Raw genomic sequence first — 18,872 nt, 5'->3', positions numbered from 1 at the left:
TCGCAGTCGTTGCTTTTAGACGTCACAAACGTTTGCTGTTAAAGAGCTGAAACAGACCCTTACCAGGCAGGCAATGAGCGATACGAACCGCAGCGTTACCCTCACCTTGACCGCCGACGACTATGTCGCGGCCAACAAGCTGTTCATCCTGAAAAATGCAACGTCACTCCGGCCGCTCGTTTGCTGGCTGATATTCGTTGCGCTGCTGCTCGGCTCGTTCCTCGTACCGGCGCTGCGGCTTCGTGTTGAGCCTTACGCGGCATTCTTCTACATCTGTGTGGCGGTTGTGATCGCGATACCGTTCTACCAATATTTCTTCGCCGCTCCCGTGTTTGCCCGCAAGGCCTACGCAGCCCAGAAAACCCTTCAGCACCCGATGACGATTGCCTGGTCGGAAGATGGCTTCAAGAGCACCGCAGAGCAAGGCGAATGGAACATCCCCTGGGCCGACTACCTCAAATGGACCGAGAACAGCAAGGTGATCCTCCTCTTCCAGGGGCCGCGCCTGTTCAACATGCTGCCCAAGCGTGTCCTCACGCCAGCCCAGATCGACGACTTCAGGCAAATGCTGGCCGCCAACATCAAGCGCGCGTGAGAACAGCCTAGCGGGTTTGCAGAAGGTCTTGCTTTCAATCCCATATGAACCGGTAAAATGGGTCAAAACGATCGAGGCGAAAACAAAGAAACAGGAGTTGGCGCATCGGGAATGTGGTCACTGCGTGCGCGCGGTGTTTACATTGCTGAACTGGCTGTGTTTGCGCTTCCAGCGACGCTCCTTGCCGGCTATTTTGCCGTGCTGGTGGGGATGGATAGCGGTCGTTTCTTCCTGGAAAGCGCGTGGTCTGCGCTTTCGCACGGCGGGGTCGAAAATGTACAGCGCACCGTTGGTAGCGGAATGGGTATCGGCCTGGCGATTCTCAGCGTGTCGGCAATTTGTATATTTCTCAGGCTCTCGTTGGATTATATTCGCGGAAGGCAAGCAGTATTAGCGCAAGCGAGGCGGCGATACTGGTTTGGTCTGAGTTGTGCGGTGATTCCGCTGATGGTCGTTTGCTACGGGATTTTCGTGTCCATCGTTGCTGAATTGATGCGCGGTCTTTTTCCCATCTTATCCGTCAGTCTCACCATTATAATTCCAGCGGCTCATCTCGGTTTTGCCCTTCATGCGGGACGCCTACCTTAGTCCTGTAATCCATCGATTATCGCGCATTATGCACGTCTGACGGGGCGTGCGGTTTTGCGCGATTTAGCGCGGTATAACTGCGCATTCCATGAGTCGTTTCGCGACGGCCTGACCCGAGAGTTCAGTTGGCCGGGCAAATGCCTCATCGGGTCTGCCGGCGGTCGCTCACCAGAACCCGCCCCAGGGCGAGGACGACCGTAACGCAGACGATGAGTGCGGGGCCGGTGGGTGCCGCTGGCGCGAAGACGATCAGGGGCAGCAGCCCGAGGCCCGCGCAGAGCAGCACCTGCGACAAGGCCACGACGGTCAGGATCGGCTTCATGTCTGCCCGGCGATCGACCGGCAGCTGCCGGAAATAACCATAGACGAAAAGCGGTATGAGCACGCTCATGAACACGGTCTGCATCGCCGTGGCGAGCCATGGCGCAGCTTCGAGCGAGGCCGGTAGCAGGATGATGGGAGCGACCATCAGATATCCGGTGGCGATGCCCGCTAGAAACGGAGGCCAGAGGAGAACGCTCAAGGGCGTATCCTGCCGCATGCCGTCATTCCGACGGGTATCGAGCAGCAGCCGGTTCAGCGCCACGACGATGGCGACGGCTATGACGACGGCGCCGGCAAGCGCCCAGAGATGCCACGGCGGCATGATGCCGGATCGGACCGCTTCAATGGACATGACGATTTCCCGAGGCACGCGCGAAAACATGGGGATCGTCATGAGCAGCCAGATGCCGCTGCCGAGGCCCGGAAGCCGGATCGCATCGTTCAGCCACAGCAACAGGGCGGATACGCCGACAAAGGCTGCGATCCCCAGGACCATGGCGCCGAGCGTATCGGCCATGAGGCCCATGGCGACGAATGCCGTCAACACACCGTAGGCCTGCAGGGCGGTCAAAAGCAGCACGGCAATGCCGAAGAGCAGCCTTGGCCAGCCGGCATGGCCCAGCCGTTCCGCCAGGTCCGGCGCCACCAGTCTCACGAGTTCGACGAGCGCCAGCAGGCTGAACAGCGGAACGGTTCCCAAAGCGAACAGCGACAGCCGCTCCATGCCGCCGGACTGCGCCAGCTGGAAACTTGCCGAAATAAGATCGATGCCGGGAATGGGAAGACGCATGCAGGCCGCGATGATGATGAATGCCAGCACGGTCATGAGGATCGTGTATCGTCTATGGTCGCGGCTTGGAGTGGTCATCATCTGGGTTCGCTTCGCCTCGGTGTTCTGATGTCGATCGTGGTCGCAGTCATGACGTATGGCAAGGGGATCCGCCAGTCGCTCACACCGGCTCCTCCAACGGGAATTGTTGAACGCGGCCGCTGACGACCTGGAATTTGACGTCTCCGACATGCACGGCATAGTGCCCCAGCGTCCGCACGCGGGTGCGGTCCACCTCCGGGCACGCGACGAGGCCGGAATCGGTAAGGGCATAGACATGCCGCGCGTCGGCCGCGAAAATGCGGTTGAGGAAGGTCAGTGTGGCGGTATCGATGCCGGGGAGGGGCTTGCGATAACTGCCGCCGAAAAGCATGTGTCCCTCAGCATCGATCAGAAGCTGTTCGTGGACGCCACGCGCCGTTGCGGGATCGACCTTCCCGGGCCTGGTGACGGGTTTACCCCGGTAAAGCAGCGTCTCGCCCATACGGGCGAAGGTGCAGCCGAGCGCTTCGACAGCATCGGGATCATCGATGCCGCGTTTGCGCACGCCCTCGACGATCAGCCCCTTGGCATCGCGCGCATAGGCGCCGCCGAGCACCTCGAAACTCTTCAGATCCGCCTTGACGATAACAAGCGCCGGCATGGGCGCCGTGCTGTCGAAATAATAGGCCTGCCGGCGATCGCGAAACCAGGGGCCGGACACACGCTCGAAACTCGCGGGGTCGGCACCCCTGACCGGCGAGCATCCGTAACGCTCCATCCCCGGTTCGAAATAGCGCAGCCCGTGCCTGTCCTCGGCAAAGACATCGACGATGTGGCGAAGGCTGTCATGGTCGAAATGATCCAGCGAGACCCACGCGCCATCACGCGGACGTGCCGGCCGGACCAGGACACGGCCTCCTTCGCTGAAATAGGGCCCGCCCATGGGGACCGGCTCGGCGGCGTCCGAGACCCCACGCTCCCGCCGTGCCTTTTCGCGATGCCACCAGGTGCCGGTGAGCTCGGGATGCGACTCGAAATAGGAGCTCCAATGTTCGAATTCGGCTGACACCGATTTCGGCTCCCCACGCGAGAAGGGCCGGTCCTTGTCGTAGGCGCAATATTGGCCGGCCTCGGACGCGCAGGTGAAGCTTTGCCGGTCCGCCTCGGGGATCGGACGGTTTTCCCAGTAGATGCGGTTCCTGTCGGCGAAATACCGACCCTCGTCGCCTATCGCGTGGAAGCTCGGTGCGTCCGCGCCCTTGATTTCGACGCCATAGGCATAGACCTTGCGGCTGTCCTTCGCATAGTGGCTCTCATCGACATGGATGCCGGGTTTCTGGCCGCGCCCGTAATAATAGCTCACGATTTCGAACGTGCCGGGCTCCTCCGTCGGCAGGCGCAGGTTGGTGATGTAGAAGCCGGCGGCCTTGTCGGCGCCGTAGCGCTCGTTCAGCACGGTAAAGCTTTCCGGATCGGCGCCGCGCGCGACGAACCAGAAGATTTTCGTGGGCGTCTCGCCCTGGCCGTAGACGCGCTTGGCGTCACAGAACCAGCGGTCGCCAAGCTGGCGGAAGGTCAAAAGGTCGATGCCGGCGAGAGGCACCCCCTTTCGATCTGAGATCGGAGCACCGTCGACGCAGACATGGCTGCCATCGTGAACGTAGCGGATAACGGGAAAGCGCCGCTCGCAGATGTAGTGCGCGACCCAGTCGACATCCGAGAAGGGGCCGATGCGCGGGTTGGCCTCGACCGCCCGCCGCAGGGTGCCGAGTTGCCGGCGCATGCTGAACGGCTCGTGCACGGGAAGGTCGATGCCGTCATGTTCGGTCAGATGATCGAAGAGCGCGCGGTCCTGCTCGGGCTCAGGCAAGCCCTCGCGGGCATAGGCGCCGGCAACCCAACCCGTATTGGCGAAGTGAAGCTGCCCGTAACGATTGTTGCAGTGCTGCCAGCGGGCAGCGTCGATGCCGAGCCGGGAGAGGATTTCGCGTGCGGGGCGCCCCACGTCGGCAAAGAGCGATGCCGCGTACCAGTGCGCATAGGGGAGGGGGAAAAGCTCGCGCAGTTCCGGTCTGTTCGAAATCGTGCTGTCCTCCATCTGCGTGTTCGTAGGGCGCCCCAGCCCGTACCCGATTGTTCGACGTCCGCGCGGCCTGGAATATTCTTCGGAAATTCGGTTTGGCGCGCCGGACGCTACGGCGCGGCCATCATCCGGTCGGCCGCCCGCCGTGCCAGATCGAAGGCCGTCATGCCGGGCAGGCGGGCCATGAACGCGGCGCGACCATCGCCGGACACGGGCGGCGACCACCATGCAGCGGTGTAGAGCCTGTCGCCGCTCAGGGCGACGGTTGCGAAAACCTCTCCGGCCTCGCCTCCGGTTTTCGTGGCGATGTCAAAGTGGAAATGGTTCTTCGTGCCCTCGACGCCATCGGGCGGCGAAGCGCTGTCGCTCGACAGCAGTTTCGCGCTACCGAAATCCGGCGACTGCCTGGCGATGAAATCGCGCAGGAACGTTTCCCCATCGCGTGCGATGTCGAAGCCGGCGGGCGCATCGAAAGCACCCAGCCAGACGAGGCCGGCATCCTTGCCATCGCGCTTGCGCACCATGTTGAGCTCGGCTGGGATGCCGCCCTGGAAGTCGTTGATGGCGATGCTCCAGGCGGGCGACACCGGCAGGGCCACGGTGCGTGACCCGAGCTTAAGCGTTACATCGGTCATGCCGGCCCAATGGCTCACCGGCTTCCCGTCGGCAAAGGTCAGGCCATCGAGCGCCGTTCGTGCGAATGTCTCGATGTTCCCGCCGGTCGCGAAGGCGCTTTCCTCGTCCGTACCGGCGGGCGAGGCGATGAAATGAAAGACGAGGAGCTTGGTGCCGCGTGTCAGGCAGTGCGAATAAGCCACCTGCTCGAACCGGCCGTCTTTGACGCGCATGCTGCGCACGGATGCGCTCGACAGGTCGTCCCCGACGGATCGCGAGAAAACTTCGAGGCCAATCAATCCCGCCTCGTAGAGGCAGACCCGTAATGCCGCCGCCGGATATTCCAGATCCAGCGCCATGATGGTCACGTCCGCCGGCACAGTCGCCGAAGGTGCGATCTTGCCGACCACCGTCACGTTGCCGGCGGTACCCGCCTGGCGAGGCTGAATTTCCACGGTCTGGAAATCGGCGTTGGCGGGAACGAGGATTTCGCCCCGAAGGTCCGCGCTCCCGAAGTCGAAGGTCTGTTTCGTCCAGCCCGCCGGTACGGGCTGTTGCGCCCACGCGTGGCAGGATGCCGTAAGCCAGATCAGGAGGCCGACGACACCGTAGCGGAACGCGGGCCAAATGGCGTTCCCCGCAGTGTCCAGACGCCGGTTACGGCCGAGTTTTGTTTCCCGATGGCTCAGTCTGCCCGTCACGAATGCCCTCTGTCGCACTGCTGTTCAGTCCGACAAGATATAGGCGTGGGCTCGAGAGTTAAACCGCAAGCGTTCTATATCAGAACATCGTCAAGGACGGACGGCCTCCGCTGGCTTTAGCGGAAACGGACCGGTCGTTTCGTCAGGTTCATCTGGATCGCCAAGCGGTCCGCGAATGGCCCGATCAGGCGGACCAGTTTCCGGGCTTCCGCTTCGTGTATGCCCTGCTGTCTGCAGTAGAGCACGACGTCATACACCGTGACCTGCGCTACAGAGCGATTGCTGTCGACGTGTTGCATGGTGTTCCTCCCGGTGAAGCCCTCGAAATGCACGCGGCGGCGGGAAGTTCCGCGGGTAAAAGCTCCGTACGAAACCGTACGAATGCGATGCGGCGCCTGGGGGCGGGAGACCTCTGTCCGCTTTCGTACCGACCCTCCGCACCGGGTTGTTTCGCCGATTGTATGGCCATAGATGGACAGCCATTGACTTTGGGAGAGACCGAGGCCTTTGGCGGATATGCGGTCGATGGGACTGCATTGGATTTATTGATGGCAGCTGGTTGTGACGGCGGGTTTCGGAACAACCTTCTCCGGCGTTTACCGGAAGCGAGCCTGCAACGGATTTTGCCGCATCTCGAACGGGTGCGGCTTCCCCGATGGCATCAGCTGTCTTCACCCCAGCAGCCGATGAAACACGCCTACTTCTTCGAAAGCGGCATAGCATCGGTGGTTATCCGATCGCCTGATGGACGGTGCAGCGAAATCGGCATCATCGGCAGGGATGGCATGTATCCCGCCTCGGCCATTCTGGACGTGGATGCCGATCCGTTCTCGGTCCACATGCAGATCCAGGGCGAAGCGCACCGGATTGCCACGCCCGCGCTCAAGTCGATGATGGCCGAAGATCCGGAGATCCAGCGGCTGCTTGCCTGTTACGTCCAGGCGCTGACCGTCCAGCAGGCCTACACCTCGCTCTCCAACGCAGTGCACCAGATCGGCGAGCGTCTCGCCCGCTGGATCCTGATGTGCCATGACCGTGTGGACGGAACGGAGATCAGTCTGACGCACGAGTTCATGTCGATGGTGCTTGCGGTCAGGCGTCCCAGCATCACCACGGCGCTCCACGTGCTGGAGGGCAAGAAGCTCATCTATTCCGAACGGGGTGTCGTCAGCGTCCGCGACAGGGCGGGGCTGGTCGCCTTCGCGCGGGACGCCTATGGCGAATGCGAGCGGCAATATGAGCGCCTCATCGGGACAAGCATCGCTCGTCCCTTGGACTGATCGGAATACGCCTTCGCGTTTTGCCGGAAACCGTGCGGTCCCGCCGATCGCGAAGCGCGACCGCGTGCGCATTTCCGTGCGGTGATCCGTACGATAACGTACCGCAACCTCTTTGAAGCCGTCTCGTTCCCTTTGAAATGGAGGAACGAATGGACGCCTTGGTTATTGCCCCCATCGAGCAGACAGTTCATGCCCAGATCGAAGCCCAGTTGCCTGCCCTCAGGCGGTTTGCGCGGCAATTGTGTCGTGCAATCAGCGATCGCGAAGACCTCGTTCAGGAAACGGTGATGCGGGCCCTGCGGTCCTCCCATCAGTTTCGCCCGAATACAAATCTCCGATCGTGGTTGTTCACGATCATGCGCAACACCTTCAACACCGAATATCGGCGCCGCTGCCGGGAGCCCGCAGGCATGGATGCGGAGCTTTTCGAACGGATCAGCATCAGCGCGCCGCAGGAATGGGCGGTCTGCCGCAGCGAATTGCGGTCAGCGCTCAAGCGCATTCCTTTCAGCACTCGCCGCACATTGCTGCTGGTGGCGATGGGTGTCAGCTACATCGACACGGCAAGGCTTTGCGCCTGTGAAATCGGCACGGTCAAGAGCCGGGTCAACCGTGCGAGAAAGATGCTCGAGGACGATATCGGGCGCCCCGGGGTCATGTAGGCGTCCACCCGCGCCGGCGCTGAGCGGCCCGAACACTGTACGCTTTCGTACAGTGTTCCTGCTTTGTATTGGGTTGCAAGTTCTCTAAGCTTTCCTCTTGTTATTCAGGAGGTGAGCATGTGCAGCTACACACATTACGGCGCATTCGACCGTGAAGAACTGGGCGCGCTGCAGTCGGTCTTCGACGACCTGACTGCACAGCCATGGTTTGACGCCTCGGACGAAGCGCGAGAGAGCTTTGCCAGATATCTCTTCGATACCTTCGCCGACGCTACATTCGATCCCGCCAAGCATCGCTTTGTCGTAGAGTCGTCGGCTCGCATGTTTTACGCGAAAGAGACGTAGGCCGCGCGCTCAAGACTGGCCGGGCAGGGCATTCTTGTCAGCCGGGGCGGCAGGTTGGGCATCGTTGGTTTCCTTTCCCTCGACGGAAGGGGAGGGCGCCGTCGGTTGCCTGATGACGAAATAGCCGAGAATGCAGCCCACCACGACTAACAGGACCGCCAGAACGATAGGCCCGGTCCGTGCGCGGGTTTGGTCCGAACCGTCGTCGACCGGCGGCGTTGCGGCGGCGGTGTCCTTTCCATAGAGGCTTCTGACCTTCCGGTTTTGCTGCGCGCGGTCCGTTGGTGACAGGCGTCGCTGCTTCATAATACCGTAAACCAGCACAGCCCCCAGGAGCAGCGCACCGCCCGCAATCGCCAGAAACCAGAATTGTTCTTCCATCGCTTCCATAGCGTCCTCCTGTTTGGCTCGTGAAGGCGACGCAGGCCGCCTCCGGCCTTGTCGACCTCGCGGAATTAACGCCCCGCTGCCGGCGGGTTCTCGAACGGTTTGTCGGGTGGATCCGATGTGTCGTCGTCGCGACCGTGGTTCTCGTCGATCAGGCGTGCACTGCGTTGCCGGGTGAAGTACCGCGTTATCCACTGAATGCTGACCAGCAGGCGTTTTTCGAAATTCACCAGCAGATAGACGTGGACGAGGGCCCACAGGAACCAGGCCATGCGGCCCTTCAGGGTCCAGGACCCGAAATCGAAGATCGCGGCGTTGCGGCCGATGACGGCGGTGTTGCCACGGTTGTGAAACCGGAACGGTGCCGTGTGCGTGCGGCCGGTCAGTTTATGGCGCAGGCGATCCGCCACATACTCACCCTGCTGCTTGGCGACCTGCGCCAGTGCCGGAAGCGGCTTTCCATCCTCATCCGTCGCCAGGGCCGTGTCGCCGATGACCGCGATATCGGGATGCCCGGGCAGCGACAGATCCGGTTCCACGGGGATGCGGCTCTGCTGCCCGCCTTCCACGCCAAGCCAGCGCGCAGCGGGCGAGGCACGCACGCCCGCACCCCAGACGATGCAGCTTGTTTCGATGCGCTCGTCGCCCAGCGACAAGGAGTCGGCGTCAATTTTGGTCACGCTGCGGCCGGTCAGGACCCGAACGCCGATATCCGTCAGATAGGCATGCGCGTAGGCCGCGAGTTTCTCCGGGAAGGCGGCAAGGATGCGGGGCCCGGCTTCGATGAGAAGGACATCGACCTCGTTCTTGTTGATGGCCTTGAAGTCATGATGGATCATCTGGCGCGCCAGCTCGGAAATGGCGCCGGCCATCTCGACACCGGTGGGACCGCCGCCGATGATGGCGAAGGTGAGCAGGCGTTTGCGGATCGCGGGATCGATTGCGCGCTCCGCACGCTCGAAGGCGGACAGCAATCGGTGGCGGATGAGCCGTGCTTCATGAATGGTCTTGAGGCCCGGGGCGAATGGCTTCCACCCGTCGTTGCCGAAATAGTTGTATTCCGAGCCGGTCGCGATGACGAGGTCGTCATAGGGGAGCGAGGTGCCGTCCTTCAGCAGGACACGATGCCCAGTGCTGTCGATACCGACAACCTCGCCCAGCAGGACACGGATATTGTCATATCGCCCGAGCGTCCGACGCACGGGTTCTGCGATATCGGCCGGCGACAGGGCGGCAGTGGCCACCTGGTAGAGCAGGGGCTGGAAGAGATTGTGGTTGCGCCGGTCCACGACGGTGACGGTGATGCCCGACTTGCCGAGGCCCTTTGCACAGGCAAGGCCGGCAAAGCCCGCGCCAATGATCACGACCTGAGAATGCGTGTAAGGGTCATGGGTGGACATGGTCTCTTGCGCGCCTCTTTCATGACATGTGCCGCTGCACATCAGGACAATGGGCCAACCTCGGCTTTCAAGGATTGTTCCAACCTTGGCGGGGAACAATGGAGGTTGGCGGGGATTGGCAGTGTAGTGCCAACGAGGAAAAACGCCATGCCGCATCAGCACGCTATCGAGCCTCCCAAGGAGAGTTCAGACTATCCCGGGCGCAGCGCCGACTGCGTCGCCGCGCTGCGACCTGCCGTCGCGGACCTGGCGATAGCGGCGCCGGAAGATCTGACGACAACGATGACCACCGGGCCTGCGGGCGATTTCGCGGAGCTTGTTGCAAGAGCGGAGAGAGCAGGGTGGCGCGCCGACGAGGCGCAAGCCGCCATAAGGCAGCTGGCACGCGAGCAGGAAGGCGCCCGCGGGACATTGTTCGACTGACGGGAGCCGCTCTTTCTATCGTACCGCCTCAAGAGAAACGGCGGCATCCGGGATGCCGCCGTCTTTCGTGTCGGTGTTGCGGTGCCCGCTGCGGTGGCTATGTTTCATCCTGGGGAACGTGTTTCTTCACGGTCGAGGTATTGGCGGCTGAAACCGGGTCGGAGGCGGGGAAGGTGTCCTCCAGCCCTTTCTCAAGCTCGCCCTCCTGGGTGGGTCGCGCCTGGCGGGATTGCTCTTCCTTCAGGGATTGCACGGCGGGAGACTGTCCGTTGTGATCATCTTTGGCTTTCATCGCGTCTGTCACTCCATTGCGCTCTGGATCCTTGTTTGTTTCACCTACCGCGTCGCGCGCGGTATCCGGATCGTCCTCAGCAGGCAGGTAGCCGCGCGGTCTGGATGATTCCGGCCCTTCCCAGCGAGGGGACTGATCCGTGGTGCCTGGTGCACCGTCCTGCGGTTTGTTCATACCCATGTGAGATCTCCTTTCACGCTCTAAACCGTCTGGATCGCGGGATGTTCCGTTTCCAAAGGGACCGACAGGCGTGAAAAACAAGGCGGGCGCTGGTCTCTAAGCGGAGTATCGGGCGCACGGCGTCGCCTTGTGCGCGACCCGTCGACCTGCCGGGTCAACACCGTCCGGAACAAAGCACCGCAGCTGTCTGTTCGCATGGTTTGCAGGAGGAAATAAGAGTGCGATACTTCTTTAATATTCGCGACGGAGAGCGCACGGAAAAGGATCTCGAAGGATCGGAATTCGATACTTTGGAGCTTGCGATCGAGGACGCACGGTTGGCGGCGCGAGAGATCATGGCGGAGCATGTTCTGGCGGGATATGAGCCGGACGGGCAGTTTTTCGATATCGCCGATGAAGAGGGCCGGGTTCTTGTCAGCGTGCCGTTTCGCTCAGCGCTCAGATCGAAGTCGCAATGAGCGGTGTGCGCTGTTCGGCATGACCCGTTATAATCCGTCTGTATTCCATTTCAGGCATTCCGTATGAAGCACCGGCAAGGTTTTCCAGCCCTGCACGATCGCGGATCGTCACCAGGCGGCGACTGGATTGTATCAGTCGTTTTTCCTCAAGCAGATGCAGGGCGTCCGTTACGCTCGGCCGGCGCACGCCAAGCATAAGCGCGAAAAAATCGTGGGTGAGGGGAAGGTTGTCGCCGAGGCGATCCTGCGACATCAGCAGCCAGCGCGCGAGGCGCTGCTCCACATTGAACCTTCCATTGGCCAGGCTGGTGGCGGCGATCTGCATCATGAAGACATGCGCGAAACGCAGGAGAAACCACCTTAGCCGCGGTCGATCGTCCATCAGGTCCCTCAGGGCGTCGCTGCGGATACGCAAGGCCGTCCCGCCGACCTGCATGAAAGCATAATGCGGGCTGCTGTCGACGCCGAGAAGTGCTGGCACGCCGGACAATCCCTCGGCGCCGACGCAGCCCACCTCGACCTCCTTGCCGCGCAAGCCTGCGATTTCCGACGATAGGCCGTTTAGCAAAAAATAGACATGCTCGATGATCTCGTGGGCGTGGAACAGGAACTGCCCCTGGTCCAGATCCACGCGCTCAAGATGCGCCGATAACGCCGCCAAATCATCGGGGTCAATGCGCGCAAGCAGTCCATTGCTGTGATTGTCCGTGGCCAAGGCCGGCTCCTTCTCGCAGCAGCATCCAGTTTCAGGTCTTTGACGAGATGCTGCGTTGCCCCAACATCTCCTAACCGCCAAATGCCGTTACGGTTCCATTTCGGCGCCGTCTGATCCATCCCGCGAAACCTGATGCCATTTCAGGCGTTAAGCCGCGAGATATCACCGCGCCCGACGCTTGACGTTAGAGCGCCACGACAAGAAGGCCAGGCACATGCGTGATTCCCGTGACGACCGGACCGAAGAACTGAACGCCGTCATCGATACAAAGCTGACCGCTCTCGTTGTGGAACTCGAAGATGCCGGCTGGAACATGGAGGACATCGCTCTGGCGATCCAGCAGGTCTTGAGCCGCAATTGGCTCGATCAGATCGAGGCGATGAGACGCGCACGTGCGGCTGTGCTCGACAATTTCGTTTCGGATGGAAATGAAGGTTGAAGAGGAGAGGCGGATGCCGACCACCTATCAGATCGTCGCGCTCAGCGCGCTCGATCCCGACGGCACGGACACACGCGACGAGCCGAAACTGGTCTTTCCAGATGCGCTGAAAATGGCGCAGGGGCTGAAGGACCAGGGAAAGGCTTTCCGCGTCTTTGCGGACGGCGAGCCCTCGGGCGACCAGCTCCAAGCTCTGCGCGATCTTGGAGCCGTTGAGGTCCTTCCGACGATTTAGACCGGGAACAGCGGACGGGTCTGCGAGTTATCGCGTCATGAACCAGATGCCCCGCGTGTTCGCCGATGCCCCTTCCGATACCGACCTCCACGCGAAGTTGGTTTACATCGAAGGTTTGGAAACCGGTATCACGCGCAAACCAGGCGTCAAGGGATATCTCTATTACGGGCCCGACGGGCGGAGGATCACGGACCGCGCGGAAATCGCGCGCTTGAATGCTCTGGCGATTCCACCTGCCTATACCGACGTGGTGATTTCCACCAACCCGTATTCTCATTTGCAGGCGATCGGCAAGGATGCGCGCGGCCGCCGCCAGTATCGCTATCACGCCGACTGGCATGCCGAGCGCGGCCGCGCCAAATTCGAACGGCTCATCGACTTCGCGAACCGGCTGCCGGACCTGCGTGAGCGCGTGGAACACGACCTGCGTTCGCCCGGCCTGACTTTCGACAAGGCGCTGGCGACCGTCGTCTGGATGCTCGACAATCTCTATATCCGTGTCGGCAACGCGGCCTATGCCGAGGCGAACAAATCCTATGGCTTGACGACATTGCGCAGGCGGCATGTCAAGGTCGACGGCGGCAACCTCAAGTTCCGTTTCAAGGGAAAGTCGGGCAAGGAATGGAACCTCGTCCACAGCGATCGCCGGATTGCCAATGTGGTCCTCAAGCTGCAGGAGCTGCCGGGACAGCACCTTTTCAAATATGTGTGTGATGAGGGCGGCTGCCGGCCGATCTCCTCGCAGGACGTAAACGACTATATTCGCGAGATCGCCGGCGACGGTTTCAGCTCGAAGCAGTTTCGCACCTGGGGCGCAACGTGCATGGCCGTCCAGGCGCTTGCCACCGTCGATGTTCCGCCGACCAAGCGCGAACTCACCCGGCAGATCAACCAGGCGATCGACACGGTCGCGGCAAGATTGGTGAACACGCGTGCCGTCTGTCGCTCATCCTACATTCATCCGGCCGTTTTCGAGGATTTTCATGCCGGCAGGCTGGGCGAGGTATTGAAGATGAAGACAAGCGCAAAACGTCTTCTGGACTGGATGGACGAGGATGAAATCCAGGTGTTTCGCTGGTTGAAGAAGCGGTCGTCCATCATTGCGCAGGATAGTTGAGACGGCGCCTTGGCCTGAAGGGTGACGCCTTTGGCGCCCTGAGCATCATGAATCTCAGGCTACTTGCCCTTCTTTGGCTGCTTGCCGAAATCCTTTCGTAACTCCGCTTTCGCGTCTTCCAGTGTGTCGCGCCGGCTCTTCGAGAGCTGGCTGCCGGCGCGGTTGATATAGAACGTCAGCATGGACATGGCCGAGCGGAACGGGCTCGATTTGCGCCGGCCGCTTTCTTCGGCAGACTGCTTGAGCGAACTGGCGATCTTCTTGGCGCTCTTGTGTTTGAAGACGCCGTTTTCGAGGTCCATGGCGTCGCTGTTTTCCGTGACGTCCTGCGACCACTTCTTCTTTTTCTTTCCCATGGTCATGCACCTTCACCCGGATAGGGACGGGCCTTCAGCAGCGTCGCGGCGTGCACGGTGTTGCGTGCGACGAGCGAGAGCGTGGAGCGCACGGCCTCCGGGATTTCCTCAAGGTCGACGAAGTTCACGGATCCCATCGCTTCGCCGACCCAGTAGGTCACGGCATTTGCGGGAATGGTGAAGCCGACATCGTTGAGCGCTTGAAAAAGCTCCGCGGAGACATGATGCGCGCCGTCCTCGTTGCCGACGACGGCAACGGCGGCGACGCGACCGTAGGACACCATGCGCCCCTCGTCGTCCTTTTCCTCCAGAAATGCATCCATGCGTTCAAGCGCGCGCTTGCAGACGCTGGAGGGCTGCCCCATCCAGATCGGCGTGCCCATGATGAGGATGTCGGCGTCGAGGATCTTCTGACGGATGGCCGGCCACGCGTCGCCATCGCCTTCATCGGACGTGACGCCCGGCTTGATATCGTGATCGGCCAGTTGCAAGAACTGCGTGGTGACGCCGAACGGCTCCATGGCCGCGGCGAGAAGTTTCACCATGCGGTCGGTCGAGGACGGGTCCTCGGCCCTCTTCGTCTTCAAGGTGCAGTTGAGCGCAAGTGCTGTCAGTGCCATCTTCGCCTCTTGTGTTGGGCATCGCGTGTCGGGATTGATGACCAACCACGCTTTTCGCCGATTGTTCCTCAAAAGCCGCATCGTCGCCGCCGGTCTTCCCGGCGAGCGAAATGCGACGTGGAACAAGGGCGAACCCTGATCGGTTAGGCATGCAACGCCAATTGTGAGCGAGGAAACGACGATGACCGATCGCAAACACCCATCCCGCGAAGAGGATTTTCGCGACTACGAAGAGCGGGATATCCGCGACGGCTGGCCTTATTCGGATAATGACGACGGCCGAAAGGCCGGCGGCAACGCACCCTATGGCGCCGGAGGCGCGGAACTCGACCAGATCGACAACGAGCGTCTTGCTGTGACGTCGGACCCCGAGGAGCGCGCCGTCGCCGGCGCACCGACGCCATTCTCCGACGAGGAGGGTGGAACGATCAGCGACGATGATCTGGAGGCCCGCATCATGGAGGCGCTCGAGGACGATGGCCGCGTGGAACTGGACATGCTGCAGATCACCATTCGCGACGGTGTTGCCGAACTCGATGGCGCCGTCGACAGCGAAGATGACCGAAACCATCTCATCCGCTTCGTTCGAGGCGTGAAGGGGGTGCGCGATGTGGCGGCCGAAGGCCTCGCGACACGCGGCATCGACAGCCATATCGCTGCAGACTCGACGGAATAGGACGCCTGGTTGCGCTTGCGGTATGTCTTCCATGCTGAAGCGGTGGCCAACTCTCCTGATGACCGTTGACTGAACAGGACGCGTTTGATGCGAGGTGAGCCTCGCATCAAACGCGTCTATTGCATGAATAGGCGCTACTGACCCCGGAGATCCGGTACACGGAATTCATCGCGCGTCGCGACGATGTCGCTTGAGGCGTCGGATCGCAGAAACGGAAACTGCAGGCACGACATGTATCGCGCCTGCAGTCCAGGGACCGCTCCAGGCTATGCTCGAAGCAAGTCTCCAACATGGAGCGGGCGGATATGTTCCCGCAGCCTTCCATAAATTGGCGGACGATAAAGAGGCTGGAGCCGGCGGCAGGCTCGGATTGCCGGCGGCTGTCCAGCAGGGAACATCGCGGCGGACGCCGAGTTGGGTGATCGAACCCACTCATACGGAGACCGAGATGTCTGAGAACAACGTGCGTCGTCCTGTTCCGCCCCAGCCGGAACAGCAGCAGAACCCTCCCGGCCTGACGAACGCGATGAACCCGCCGCCCGACCATGGCGAAGACAGTTATGTCGGGTCCGGCCGCCTTGAAGGGAAGGTTGCGCTGATTACTGGTGGTGATTCCGGTATCGGCCGCGCGGTCGCCATCGCCTTTGCGCGAGAAGGTGCTGACATCGTCATTTCCTACCTCAATGAGGATCAGGACGCGAACGATACCGCGCGGCTCGTCGAGGCCGCCGGCCGCAAGGTCGTGGTTCTGCCGGGCGACATCACACGCGAGGAGCATTGCCAGCATCTCGTCCGCCAATGCCTTGAAAATTTTGGCCGGATCGACGTTCTCGTCAACAATGCCGCCTTCCAGCGCACCTATGGCGATATCGCCGATATCAGCACCGAGGAGTGGGACCAGACCTTCCGCACCAATATATACGCGCCGTTTTTTCTGGCGCGGGCTGCGATCCCGCACATGAAGCGGGGCAGCGCGATCATCAACACCACCTCGATCCAGTCCCGCCAGCCCTCGCCGCATCTGCTGGCCTATGCGTCGACGAAGGGCGCGATCTCGAATTTCACCGCCGGCCTCGCGGAGATGGTTGCCGACAAGGGCATTCGCGTGAACGCGGTCGCCCCGGGTCCCATCTGGACGCCGCTCATTCCCTCCACCATGCCGCCTGACAAGACGAAGGACTTCGGCAAGCAGGTGCTGCTCGGGCGCGCCGGGCAGCCGGCCGAACTCGCCGGCGCCTATGTCCTGCTCGCCTCGGATCTCGGCAGCTACATGACGGGGGCGGTGATCCCCGTCACGGGCGGCGAGATCATGATCTAAGGGAGGTTGAGATGACGGATATCCGCAAACACGGCTTTGAAAGCGATGCGCAATGGCGTGAATATCTCGAGGAGATCGACGAACGGGTGATACGACCTGCCCCAAGGCCGCGCGACACGCAGGCCGACCTCGACATCCTGGCAGCGATGCGTGCTGAAGTCGCCGATATGCGCCAGCGTGTCCGCGCCCGCCGTCGTCAGAACACGACGCGATGGTGGAATATTGCCGGCGCCGCTGTGCTGATTGCCCTGGCGGCAATTGCCAGCCGGTAAGTAAAAGCCCCGGCCTTGGCCGGGGCTTTTCCGTTCTTGCGGGAGATGTGCAGCGCTACAAACCCCTTTGCGGATCGGACGACAGAAAATCGGCTGTCAGCATGAGCTCGACCTGTGCGGAGAAGCGGCTTCCGAGCAGTTCGAGCGACGCATCGTGGGTCTCGTCGGTCCCGCTGCACACCGCATCCTTGAGAATTATGACGCGATAGCCGAGGTCGATGCCGCCAAGCACGGTCGCCAACACGCAGACATCCGTCTCCCCGCCGGTGACGACGAGCGTATCGACCGCCTCGTTCGTGAGCCCGGCATGCAGACGGCCATCCATCCACGGCGAGTAGACATGTTTGTCGAAGATCGTTGCGGGCGGCGAGAGGCGTGCCAGTTCGGGAACGAGGCCGAGCATTTCGCAAGGAAGGTGCTCAGCCGTCATCATCCACCATTTTTCATAATAGCCCCGCCACATGCCATGCGCATCCGATGGCCGGGCCGGCGGACAGAAACGCGTAAAAATCGTACGTTCGCTGTGACGTGACGCGACTTCCAGGACCTGCGGAGAAATGGCTTCCATCCAGGCAACCCGCCACGGCGTGTCTTCGGCAAACATTCGCTGCATGTCCACGCAGATGTGACGCCAGTTGCCGGCCATACCGCGTTTTCTCCCGATGTTCAGTGAGGCAGCGCCGGGCCCCGTTCGCGATGAAATGGTCTCCATGACCCCGTGTCGATCGCGTGCCTGTGGATTGTGCAATCTGTCAGGCTGCTAACCGGGTCCTTGAAAGAATGTTCCTGAAACCGGACCACGCATCTGATGCGGAACTCGCGTCCTTTCTCCCGGTTTGGGGCGTTCTATCCATACTTCCAGCTCGCGGCTGATCCGTTGACAAACGGGCTGCGTAAAAGACATTTTAAGTCGACATGCGGGGTTTTCATGACCGACCAACATACAGCCAGAGACGCGGACAAAGCGATTGAGAACCTGATCAGGCAAATCCGGCAAGAGCCGCTTCCGCGCAAGATGGTGGAACTGGCAAAAGCGCTGCAGGACGCCCTGGACAAGCGGGACGCCGGCTTGAAAAAATGACGCAGCCTCCGCGTGACGGCTTTGTGGCACTCCTCCTTAGGGGCTGATGCCAACGCGCGTCATGAGCCCCGCCCGACAGGGCTTAGACCTATACATCCCCCTTGATCGTCTGATCTCATAGCAAGCGCTTTTGTCGACCGCACGCGGCGGCTGACAACGCCCGCCCTATCACGGCTTTCACTGCTTATCCGTGGCGATACGAGGACCGTTCAGGCTTCCGCGGACCGTGGGCGGCGGGCGGAGCCATGCGGGAACATTTACCTGCCTCTTCGGTTCGTCAGGCTGCTTCGCTTTCGAAGCCGCGGTCTACGCGATCATTTTCAACATAGGAGAAGCCCATGGCTCCGAAGACACTCGAAGACCTGTTCACCGATGGCGTGAAGGACATCTACTACGCTGAACGCAAGATTATCGCAGCCCTGAAGAAGATGATCCGCGGCGCCCAGTCGGAAGACCTCAAAGCGGCCTTCGACACGCATCTCCAGGAAACCGAAGGCCAGGTCGAGCGCCTCGTCCAGGTCTTTGAACTGCTCGGAAAGCCCGCGCGCGGCAAGACCTGCCCGGCCATCGACGGGATCATCGAGGAAGGCCAGGAAATCCTCGAGGAGTTCAAGGGCTCCTCCGCCATCGACGCCGGACTGCTGGCCGCCGCACAGGCCGTCGAGCACTACGAGATTGCACGCTACGGCACGCTGAAATCCTGGGCGCTGCAGCTCGGCAAGAACGATGTGGCCAAGCTTCTGGATCAGACGCTGCAGGAAGAGACCAAGACCGACGAAACGCTGACGCAGCTTGCCGAGACGAAGGTCAATGTGAAGGGGCAAAGCAAAGCCGCGTAACGGCCTACAGGCCGGGGCGGCCGCCCCGGCCTTTTCTGCGCGGAAGACGAAGCGCTGCCG

At 61.5% G+C, this 18,872-nt stretch carries 25 protein-coding genes and 1 pseudogene; 15 read left to right on the top strand and 11 right to left on the bottom strand.

All coding sequences use genetic code 11. The annotated features are described in order from the left end of the window. Positions 1 to 73: 73 nt before the first annotated feature. Entirely contained in the window at positions 74 to 595 is a 522-nt protein-coding gene (locus tag K6301_RS20885) for a YcxB family protein (protein WP_247220748.1), read from the top strand. 57 nt (positions 596 to 652) lie between these two features. Beyond that, the gene (locus K6301_RS20880) at positions 653 to 1,183 is read left to right on the top strand and encodes a hypothetical protein (RefSeq protein ID WP_247220746.1); all 531 of its coding nucleotides are present in this window, start codon (positions 653 to 655) and stop codon (positions 1,181 to 1,183) included. A 142-nt stretch (positions 1,184 to 1,325) separates the two neighbouring features. On the opposite strand, the gene K6301_RS20875 is transcribed toward K6301_RS20880, so the two are convergent. The 4 genes from K6301_RS20875 to K6301_RS20860 all read right to left on the bottom strand — a co-directional run bounded on the left by K6301_RS20875 (position 1,326) and on the right by K6301_RS20860 (position 6,016). Continuing rightward, positions 1,326 to 2,378: a hypothetical protein gene (locus K6301_RS20875; RefSeq protein WP_247220744.1), complete on the bottom strand. Its 1,053-nt coding sequence runs from the start codon at positions 2,376 to 2,378 to the stop codon at positions 1,326 to 1,328. Between the two features lie 79 nt (positions 2,379 to 2,457). Continuing rightward, positions 2,458 to 4,416 (bottom strand): DKNYY domain-containing protein, encoded by a 1,959-nt coding sequence (locus tag K6301_RS20870; protein WP_247220743.1) that lies wholly within the window; start codon positions 4,414 to 4,416, stop codon positions 2,458 to 2,460. 95 nt (positions 4,417 to 4,511) lie between these two features. After that, positions 4,512 to 5,717 (bottom strand): hypothetical protein, encoded by a 1,206-nt coding sequence (locus K6301_RS20865; protein ID WP_247220742.1) that lies wholly within the window; start codon positions 5,715 to 5,717, stop codon positions 4,512 to 4,514. A gap of 116 nt (positions 5,718 to 5,833) precedes the next feature. After that, positions 5,834 to 6,016 carry a hypothetical protein gene (locus K6301_RS20860; protein ID WP_247220741.1) on the bottom strand — a complete coding sequence of 61 codons (183 nt, stop codon included), beginning with the start codon at positions 6,014 to 6,016 and terminating at the stop codon, positions 5,834 to 5,836. Positions 6,017 to 6,403: 387 nt separating this feature from the next. Here K6301_RS20860 and K6301_RS20855 point away from each other — a divergent pair, with 387 nt between their 5' ends. From K6301_RS20855 to K6301_RS20845, 3 genes are all read left to right on the top strand, one after another. Continuing rightward, positions 6,404 to 6,997, top strand: a complete 594-nt coding sequence (locus tag K6301_RS20855; RefSeq protein ID WP_247220740.1) for a Crp/Fnr family transcriptional regulator — start codon at positions 6,404 to 6,406, stop codon at positions 6,995 to 6,997. A 149-nt stretch (positions 6,998 to 7,146) separates the two neighbouring features. Beyond that, positions 7,147 to 7,659 carry a sigma-70 family RNA polymerase sigma factor gene (locus K6301_RS20850; protein ID WP_247220739.1) on the top strand — a complete coding sequence of 171 codons (513 nt, stop codon included), beginning with the start codon at positions 7,147 to 7,149 and terminating at the stop codon, positions 7,657 to 7,659. 117 nt (positions 7,660 to 7,776) lie between these two features. Beyond that, positions 7,777 to 8,004: a hypothetical protein gene (locus K6301_RS20845; RefSeq protein WP_247220738.1), complete on the top strand. Its 228-nt coding sequence runs from the start codon at positions 7,777 to 7,779 to the stop codon at positions 8,002 to 8,004. Between the two features lie 9 nt (positions 8,005 to 8,013). Here K6301_RS20845 and K6301_RS20840 read toward each other — a convergent pair whose 3' ends face one another. Both K6301_RS20840 and K6301_RS20835 read right to left on the bottom strand, forming a co-directional pair. Next, complete coding sequence (locus K6301_RS20840) at positions 8,014 to 8,394, bottom strand: hypothetical protein (RefSeq protein ID WP_247220736.1); 381 nt, start codon at positions 8,392 to 8,394, stop codon at positions 8,014 to 8,016. 65 nt (positions 8,395 to 8,459) lie between these two features. After that, on the bottom strand, positions 8,460 to 9,791 hold the full coding sequence (locus K6301_RS20835) for an NAD(P)/FAD-dependent oxidoreductase (RefSeq protein ID WP_247220734.1): 1,332 nt from the start codon (positions 9,789 to 9,791) through the stop codon (positions 8,460 to 8,462). Between the two features lie 147 nt (positions 9,792 to 9,938). Between K6301_RS20835 and K6301_RS20830 the strand changes: the two genes are divergently transcribed. Continuing rightward, a complete protein-coding gene (locus tag K6301_RS20830) occupies positions 9,939 to 10,214 on the top strand; it encodes a hypothetical protein (RefSeq protein WP_247220732.1) in 276 nt (91 codons plus the stop codon). Between the two features lie 274 nt (positions 10,215 to 10,488). Here the strand turns inward: K6301_RS20830 and K6301_RS20825 are convergent. Continuing rightward, positions 10,489 to 10,686: pseudogene (locus K6301_RS20825) on the bottom strand (hypothetical protein); the annotation flags it as partial. Between the two features lie 218 nt (positions 10,687 to 10,904). On the opposite strand from K6301_RS20825, the gene K6301_RS20820 reads away from it, so the two are divergent. Further along, positions 10,905 to 11,144 carry a DUF6894 family protein gene (locus K6301_RS20820; protein WP_247220730.1) on the top strand — a complete coding sequence of 80 codons (240 nt, stop codon included), beginning with the start codon at positions 10,905 to 10,907 and terminating at the stop codon, positions 11,142 to 11,144. On the opposite strand, the gene K6301_RS20815 is transcribed toward K6301_RS20820, so the two are convergent. Further along, positions 11,125 to 11,859 carry a Crp/Fnr family transcriptional regulator gene (locus K6301_RS20815; protein WP_247220729.1) on the bottom strand — a complete coding sequence of 245 codons (735 nt, stop codon included), beginning with the start codon at positions 11,857 to 11,859 and terminating at the stop codon, positions 11,125 to 11,127. The two genes, K6301_RS20820 and K6301_RS20815, sit on opposite strands and share 20 nt — an antisense overlap. Positions 11,860 to 12,073: 214 nt before the next feature. On the opposite strand from K6301_RS20815, the gene K6301_RS20810 reads away from it, so the two are divergent. Genes K6301_RS20810 through K6301_RS20800 form a run of 3 tightly spaced genes read left to right on the top strand, consistent with a single transcriptional unit; the run spans position 12,074 to position 13,650 of the window. Then, positions 12,074 to 12,298 (top strand): hypothetical protein, encoded by a 225-nt coding sequence (locus tag K6301_RS20810; protein WP_247220728.1) that lies wholly within the window; start codon positions 12,074 to 12,076, stop codon positions 12,296 to 12,298. A 13-nt stretch (positions 12,299 to 12,311) separates the two neighbouring features. Further along, a complete protein-coding gene (locus tag K6301_RS20805; protein ID WP_247220727.1) occupies positions 12,312 to 12,533 on the top strand; it encodes a hypothetical protein in 222 nt (73 codons plus the stop codon). A gap of 37 nt (positions 12,534 to 12,570) precedes the next feature. Beyond that, the gene (locus tag K6301_RS20800; protein WP_247222472.1) at positions 12,571 to 13,650 is read left to right on the top strand and encodes a DNA topoisomerase IB; all 1,080 of its coding nucleotides are present in this window, start codon (positions 12,571 to 12,573) and stop codon (positions 13,648 to 13,650) included. A gap of 59 nt (positions 13,651 to 13,709) precedes the next feature. Here K6301_RS20800 and K6301_RS20795 read toward each other — a convergent pair whose 3' ends face one another. Both K6301_RS20795 and K6301_RS20790 read right to left on the bottom strand, forming a co-directional pair. Beyond that, positions 13,710 to 14,006, bottom strand: a complete 297-nt coding sequence (locus tag K6301_RS20795; RefSeq protein WP_247220726.1) for a DUF3175 domain-containing protein — start codon at positions 14,004 to 14,006, stop codon at positions 13,710 to 13,712. Positions 14,007 to 14,008: 2 nt separating this feature from the next. After that, complete coding sequence (locus K6301_RS20790; protein ID WP_247220725.1) at positions 14,009 to 14,626, bottom strand: flavodoxin family protein; 618 nt, start codon at positions 14,624 to 14,626, stop codon at positions 14,009 to 14,011. Between the two features lie 181 nt (positions 14,627 to 14,807). On the opposite strand from K6301_RS20790, the gene K6301_RS20785 reads away from it, so the two are divergent. The 3 genes from K6301_RS20785 (at position 14,808) to K6301_RS20775 (ending at position 16,892) form a co-directional block, all read left to right on the top strand. Beyond that, positions 14,808 to 15,302: a BON domain-containing protein gene (locus K6301_RS20785; RefSeq protein ID WP_247220724.1), complete on the top strand. Its 495-nt coding sequence runs from the start codon at positions 14,808 to 14,810 to the stop codon at positions 15,300 to 15,302. A gap of 448 nt (positions 15,303 to 15,750) precedes the next feature. Then, the gene (locus tag K6301_RS20780) at positions 15,751 to 16,620 is read left to right on the top strand and encodes an SDR family oxidoreductase (protein WP_247220723.1); all 870 of its coding nucleotides are present in this window, start codon (positions 15,751 to 15,753) and stop codon (positions 16,618 to 16,620) included. Positions 16,621 to 16,631: 11 nt separating this feature from the next. Continuing rightward, positions 16,632 to 16,892, top strand: a complete 261-nt coding sequence (locus K6301_RS20775; protein WP_247220720.1) for a hypothetical protein — start codon at positions 16,632 to 16,634, stop codon at positions 16,890 to 16,892. Between the two features lie 55 nt (positions 16,893 to 16,947). On the opposite strand, the gene K6301_RS20770 is transcribed toward K6301_RS20775, so the two are convergent. After that, positions 16,948 to 17,538, bottom strand: a complete 591-nt coding sequence (locus K6301_RS20770; RefSeq protein ID WP_247220718.1) for a cysteine hydrolase family protein — start codon at positions 17,536 to 17,538, stop codon at positions 16,948 to 16,950. Positions 17,539 to 17,820: 282 nt separating this feature from the next. Here K6301_RS20770 and K6301_RS20765 point away from each other — a divergent pair, with 282 nt between their 5' ends. Beyond that, the gene (locus K6301_RS20765; protein ID WP_247220717.1) at positions 17,821 to 17,973 is read left to right on the top strand and encodes a hypothetical protein; all 153 of its coding nucleotides are present in this window, start codon (positions 17,821 to 17,823) and stop codon (positions 17,971 to 17,973) included. A 338-nt stretch (positions 17,974 to 18,311) separates the two neighbouring features. Beyond that, positions 18,312 to 18,812: a YciE/YciF ferroxidase family protein gene (locus K6301_RS20760; protein ID WP_247220716.1), complete on the top strand. Its 501-nt coding sequence runs from the start codon at positions 18,312 to 18,314 to the stop codon at positions 18,810 to 18,812. The last annotated feature ends 60 nt before the right edge of the window (positions 18,813 to 18,872 follow it).

The organism is Shinella oryzae, from assembly GCF_023038235.1.
GTDB lineage: Bacteria > Pseudomonadota > Alphaproteobacteria > Rhizobiales > Rhizobiaceae > Shinella > Shinella sumterensis.
Note: the sequence above shows the minus strand (reverse complement) of the source record. Positions and strands in the feature narration are given on the sequence as shown.

What these genes read in the sequence shown, in the direction of transcription:
- K6301_RS20790 (WP_247220725.1), bottom strand. Translation starts at nt 14,626, where the DNA reads ATGGCACTGACAGCACTTGCGCTCAACTGCACCTTGAAGACGAAGAGG.
- K6301_RS20780 (WP_247220723.1), top strand. Translation starts at nt 15,751, where the DNA reads ATGTCTGAGAACAACGTGCGTCGTCCTGTTCCGCCCCAGCCGGAACAG.
- K6301_RS20785 (WP_247220724.1), top strand. Translation starts at nt 14,808, where the DNA reads ATGACCGATCGCAAACACCCATCCCGCGAAGAGGATTTTCGCGACTAC.
- K6301_RS20850 (WP_247220739.1), top strand. Translation starts at nt 7,147, where the DNA reads ATGGACGCCTTGGTTATTGCCCCCATCGAGCAGACAGTTCATGCCCAG.
- K6301_RS20810 (WP_247220728.1), top strand. Translation starts at nt 12,074, where the DNA reads ATGCGTGATTCCCGTGACGACCGGACCGAAGAACTGAACGCCGTCATC.
- K6301_RS20795 (WP_247220726.1), bottom strand. Translation starts at nt 14,006, where the DNA reads ATGGGAAAGAAAAAGAAGAAGTGGTCGCAGGACGTCACGGAAAACAGC.
- K6301_RS20830 (WP_247220732.1), top strand. Translation starts at nt 9,939, where the DNA reads ATGCCGCATCAGCACGCTATCGAGCCTCCCAAGGAGAGTTCAGACTAT.
- K6301_RS20860 (WP_247220741.1), bottom strand. Translation starts at nt 6,016, where the DNA reads ATGCAACACGTCGACAGCAATCGCTCTGTAGCGCAGGTCACGGTGTAT.
- K6301_RS20855 (WP_247220740.1), top strand. Translation starts at nt 6,404, where the DNA reads ATGAAACACGCCTACTTCTTCGAAAGCGGCATAGCATCGGTGGTTATC.
- K6301_RS20835 (WP_247220734.1), bottom strand. Translation starts at nt 9,791, where the DNA reads ATGTCCACCCATGACCCTTACACGCATTCTCAGGTCGTGATCATTGGC.
- K6301_RS20885 (WP_247220748.1), top strand. Translation starts at nt 74, where the DNA reads ATGAGCGATACGAACCGCAGCGTTACCCTCACCTTGACCGCCGACGAC.
- K6301_RS20760 (WP_247220716.1), top strand. Translation starts at nt 18,312, where the DNA reads ATGGCTCCGAAGACACTCGAAGACCTGTTCACCGATGGCGTGAAGGAC.
- K6301_RS20840 (WP_247220736.1), bottom strand. Translation starts at nt 8,394, where the DNA reads ATGGAAGCGATGGAAGAACAATTCTGGTTTCTGGCGATTGCGGGCGGT.
- K6301_RS20845 (WP_247220738.1), top strand. Translation starts at nt 7,777, where the DNA reads ATGTGCAGCTACACACATTACGGCGCATTCGACCGTGAAGAACTGGGC.
- K6301_RS20765 (WP_247220717.1), top strand. Translation starts at nt 17,821, where the DNA reads ATGACCGACCAACATACAGCCAGAGACGCGGACAAAGCGATTGAGAAC.
- K6301_RS20870 (WP_247220743.1), bottom strand. Translation starts at nt 4,416, where the DNA reads ATGGAGGACAGCACGATTTCGAACAGACCGGAACTGCGCGAGCTTTTC.
- K6301_RS20770 (WP_247220718.1), bottom strand. Translation starts at nt 17,538, where the DNA reads ATGGCCGGCAACTGGCGTCACATCTGCGTGGACATGCAGCGAATGTTT.
- K6301_RS20880 (WP_247220746.1), top strand. Translation starts at nt 653, where the DNA reads ATGGGTCAAAACGATCGAGGCGAAAACAAAGAAACAGGAGTTGGCGCA.
- K6301_RS20805 (WP_247220727.1), top strand. Translation starts at nt 12,312, where the DNA reads ATGCCGACCACCTATCAGATCGTCGCGCTCAGCGCGCTCGATCCCGAC.
- K6301_RS20875 (WP_247220744.1), bottom strand. Translation starts at nt 2,378, where the DNA reads ATGATGACCACTCCAAGCCGCGACCATAGACGATACACGATCCTCATG.
- K6301_RS20775 (WP_247220720.1), top strand. Translation starts at nt 16,632, where the DNA reads ATGACGGATATCCGCAAACACGGCTTTGAAAGCGATGCGCAATGGCGT.
- K6301_RS20800 (WP_247222472.1), top strand. Translation starts at nt 12,571, where the DNA reads ATGAACCAGATGCCCCGCGTGTTCGCCGATGCCCCTTCCGATACCGAC.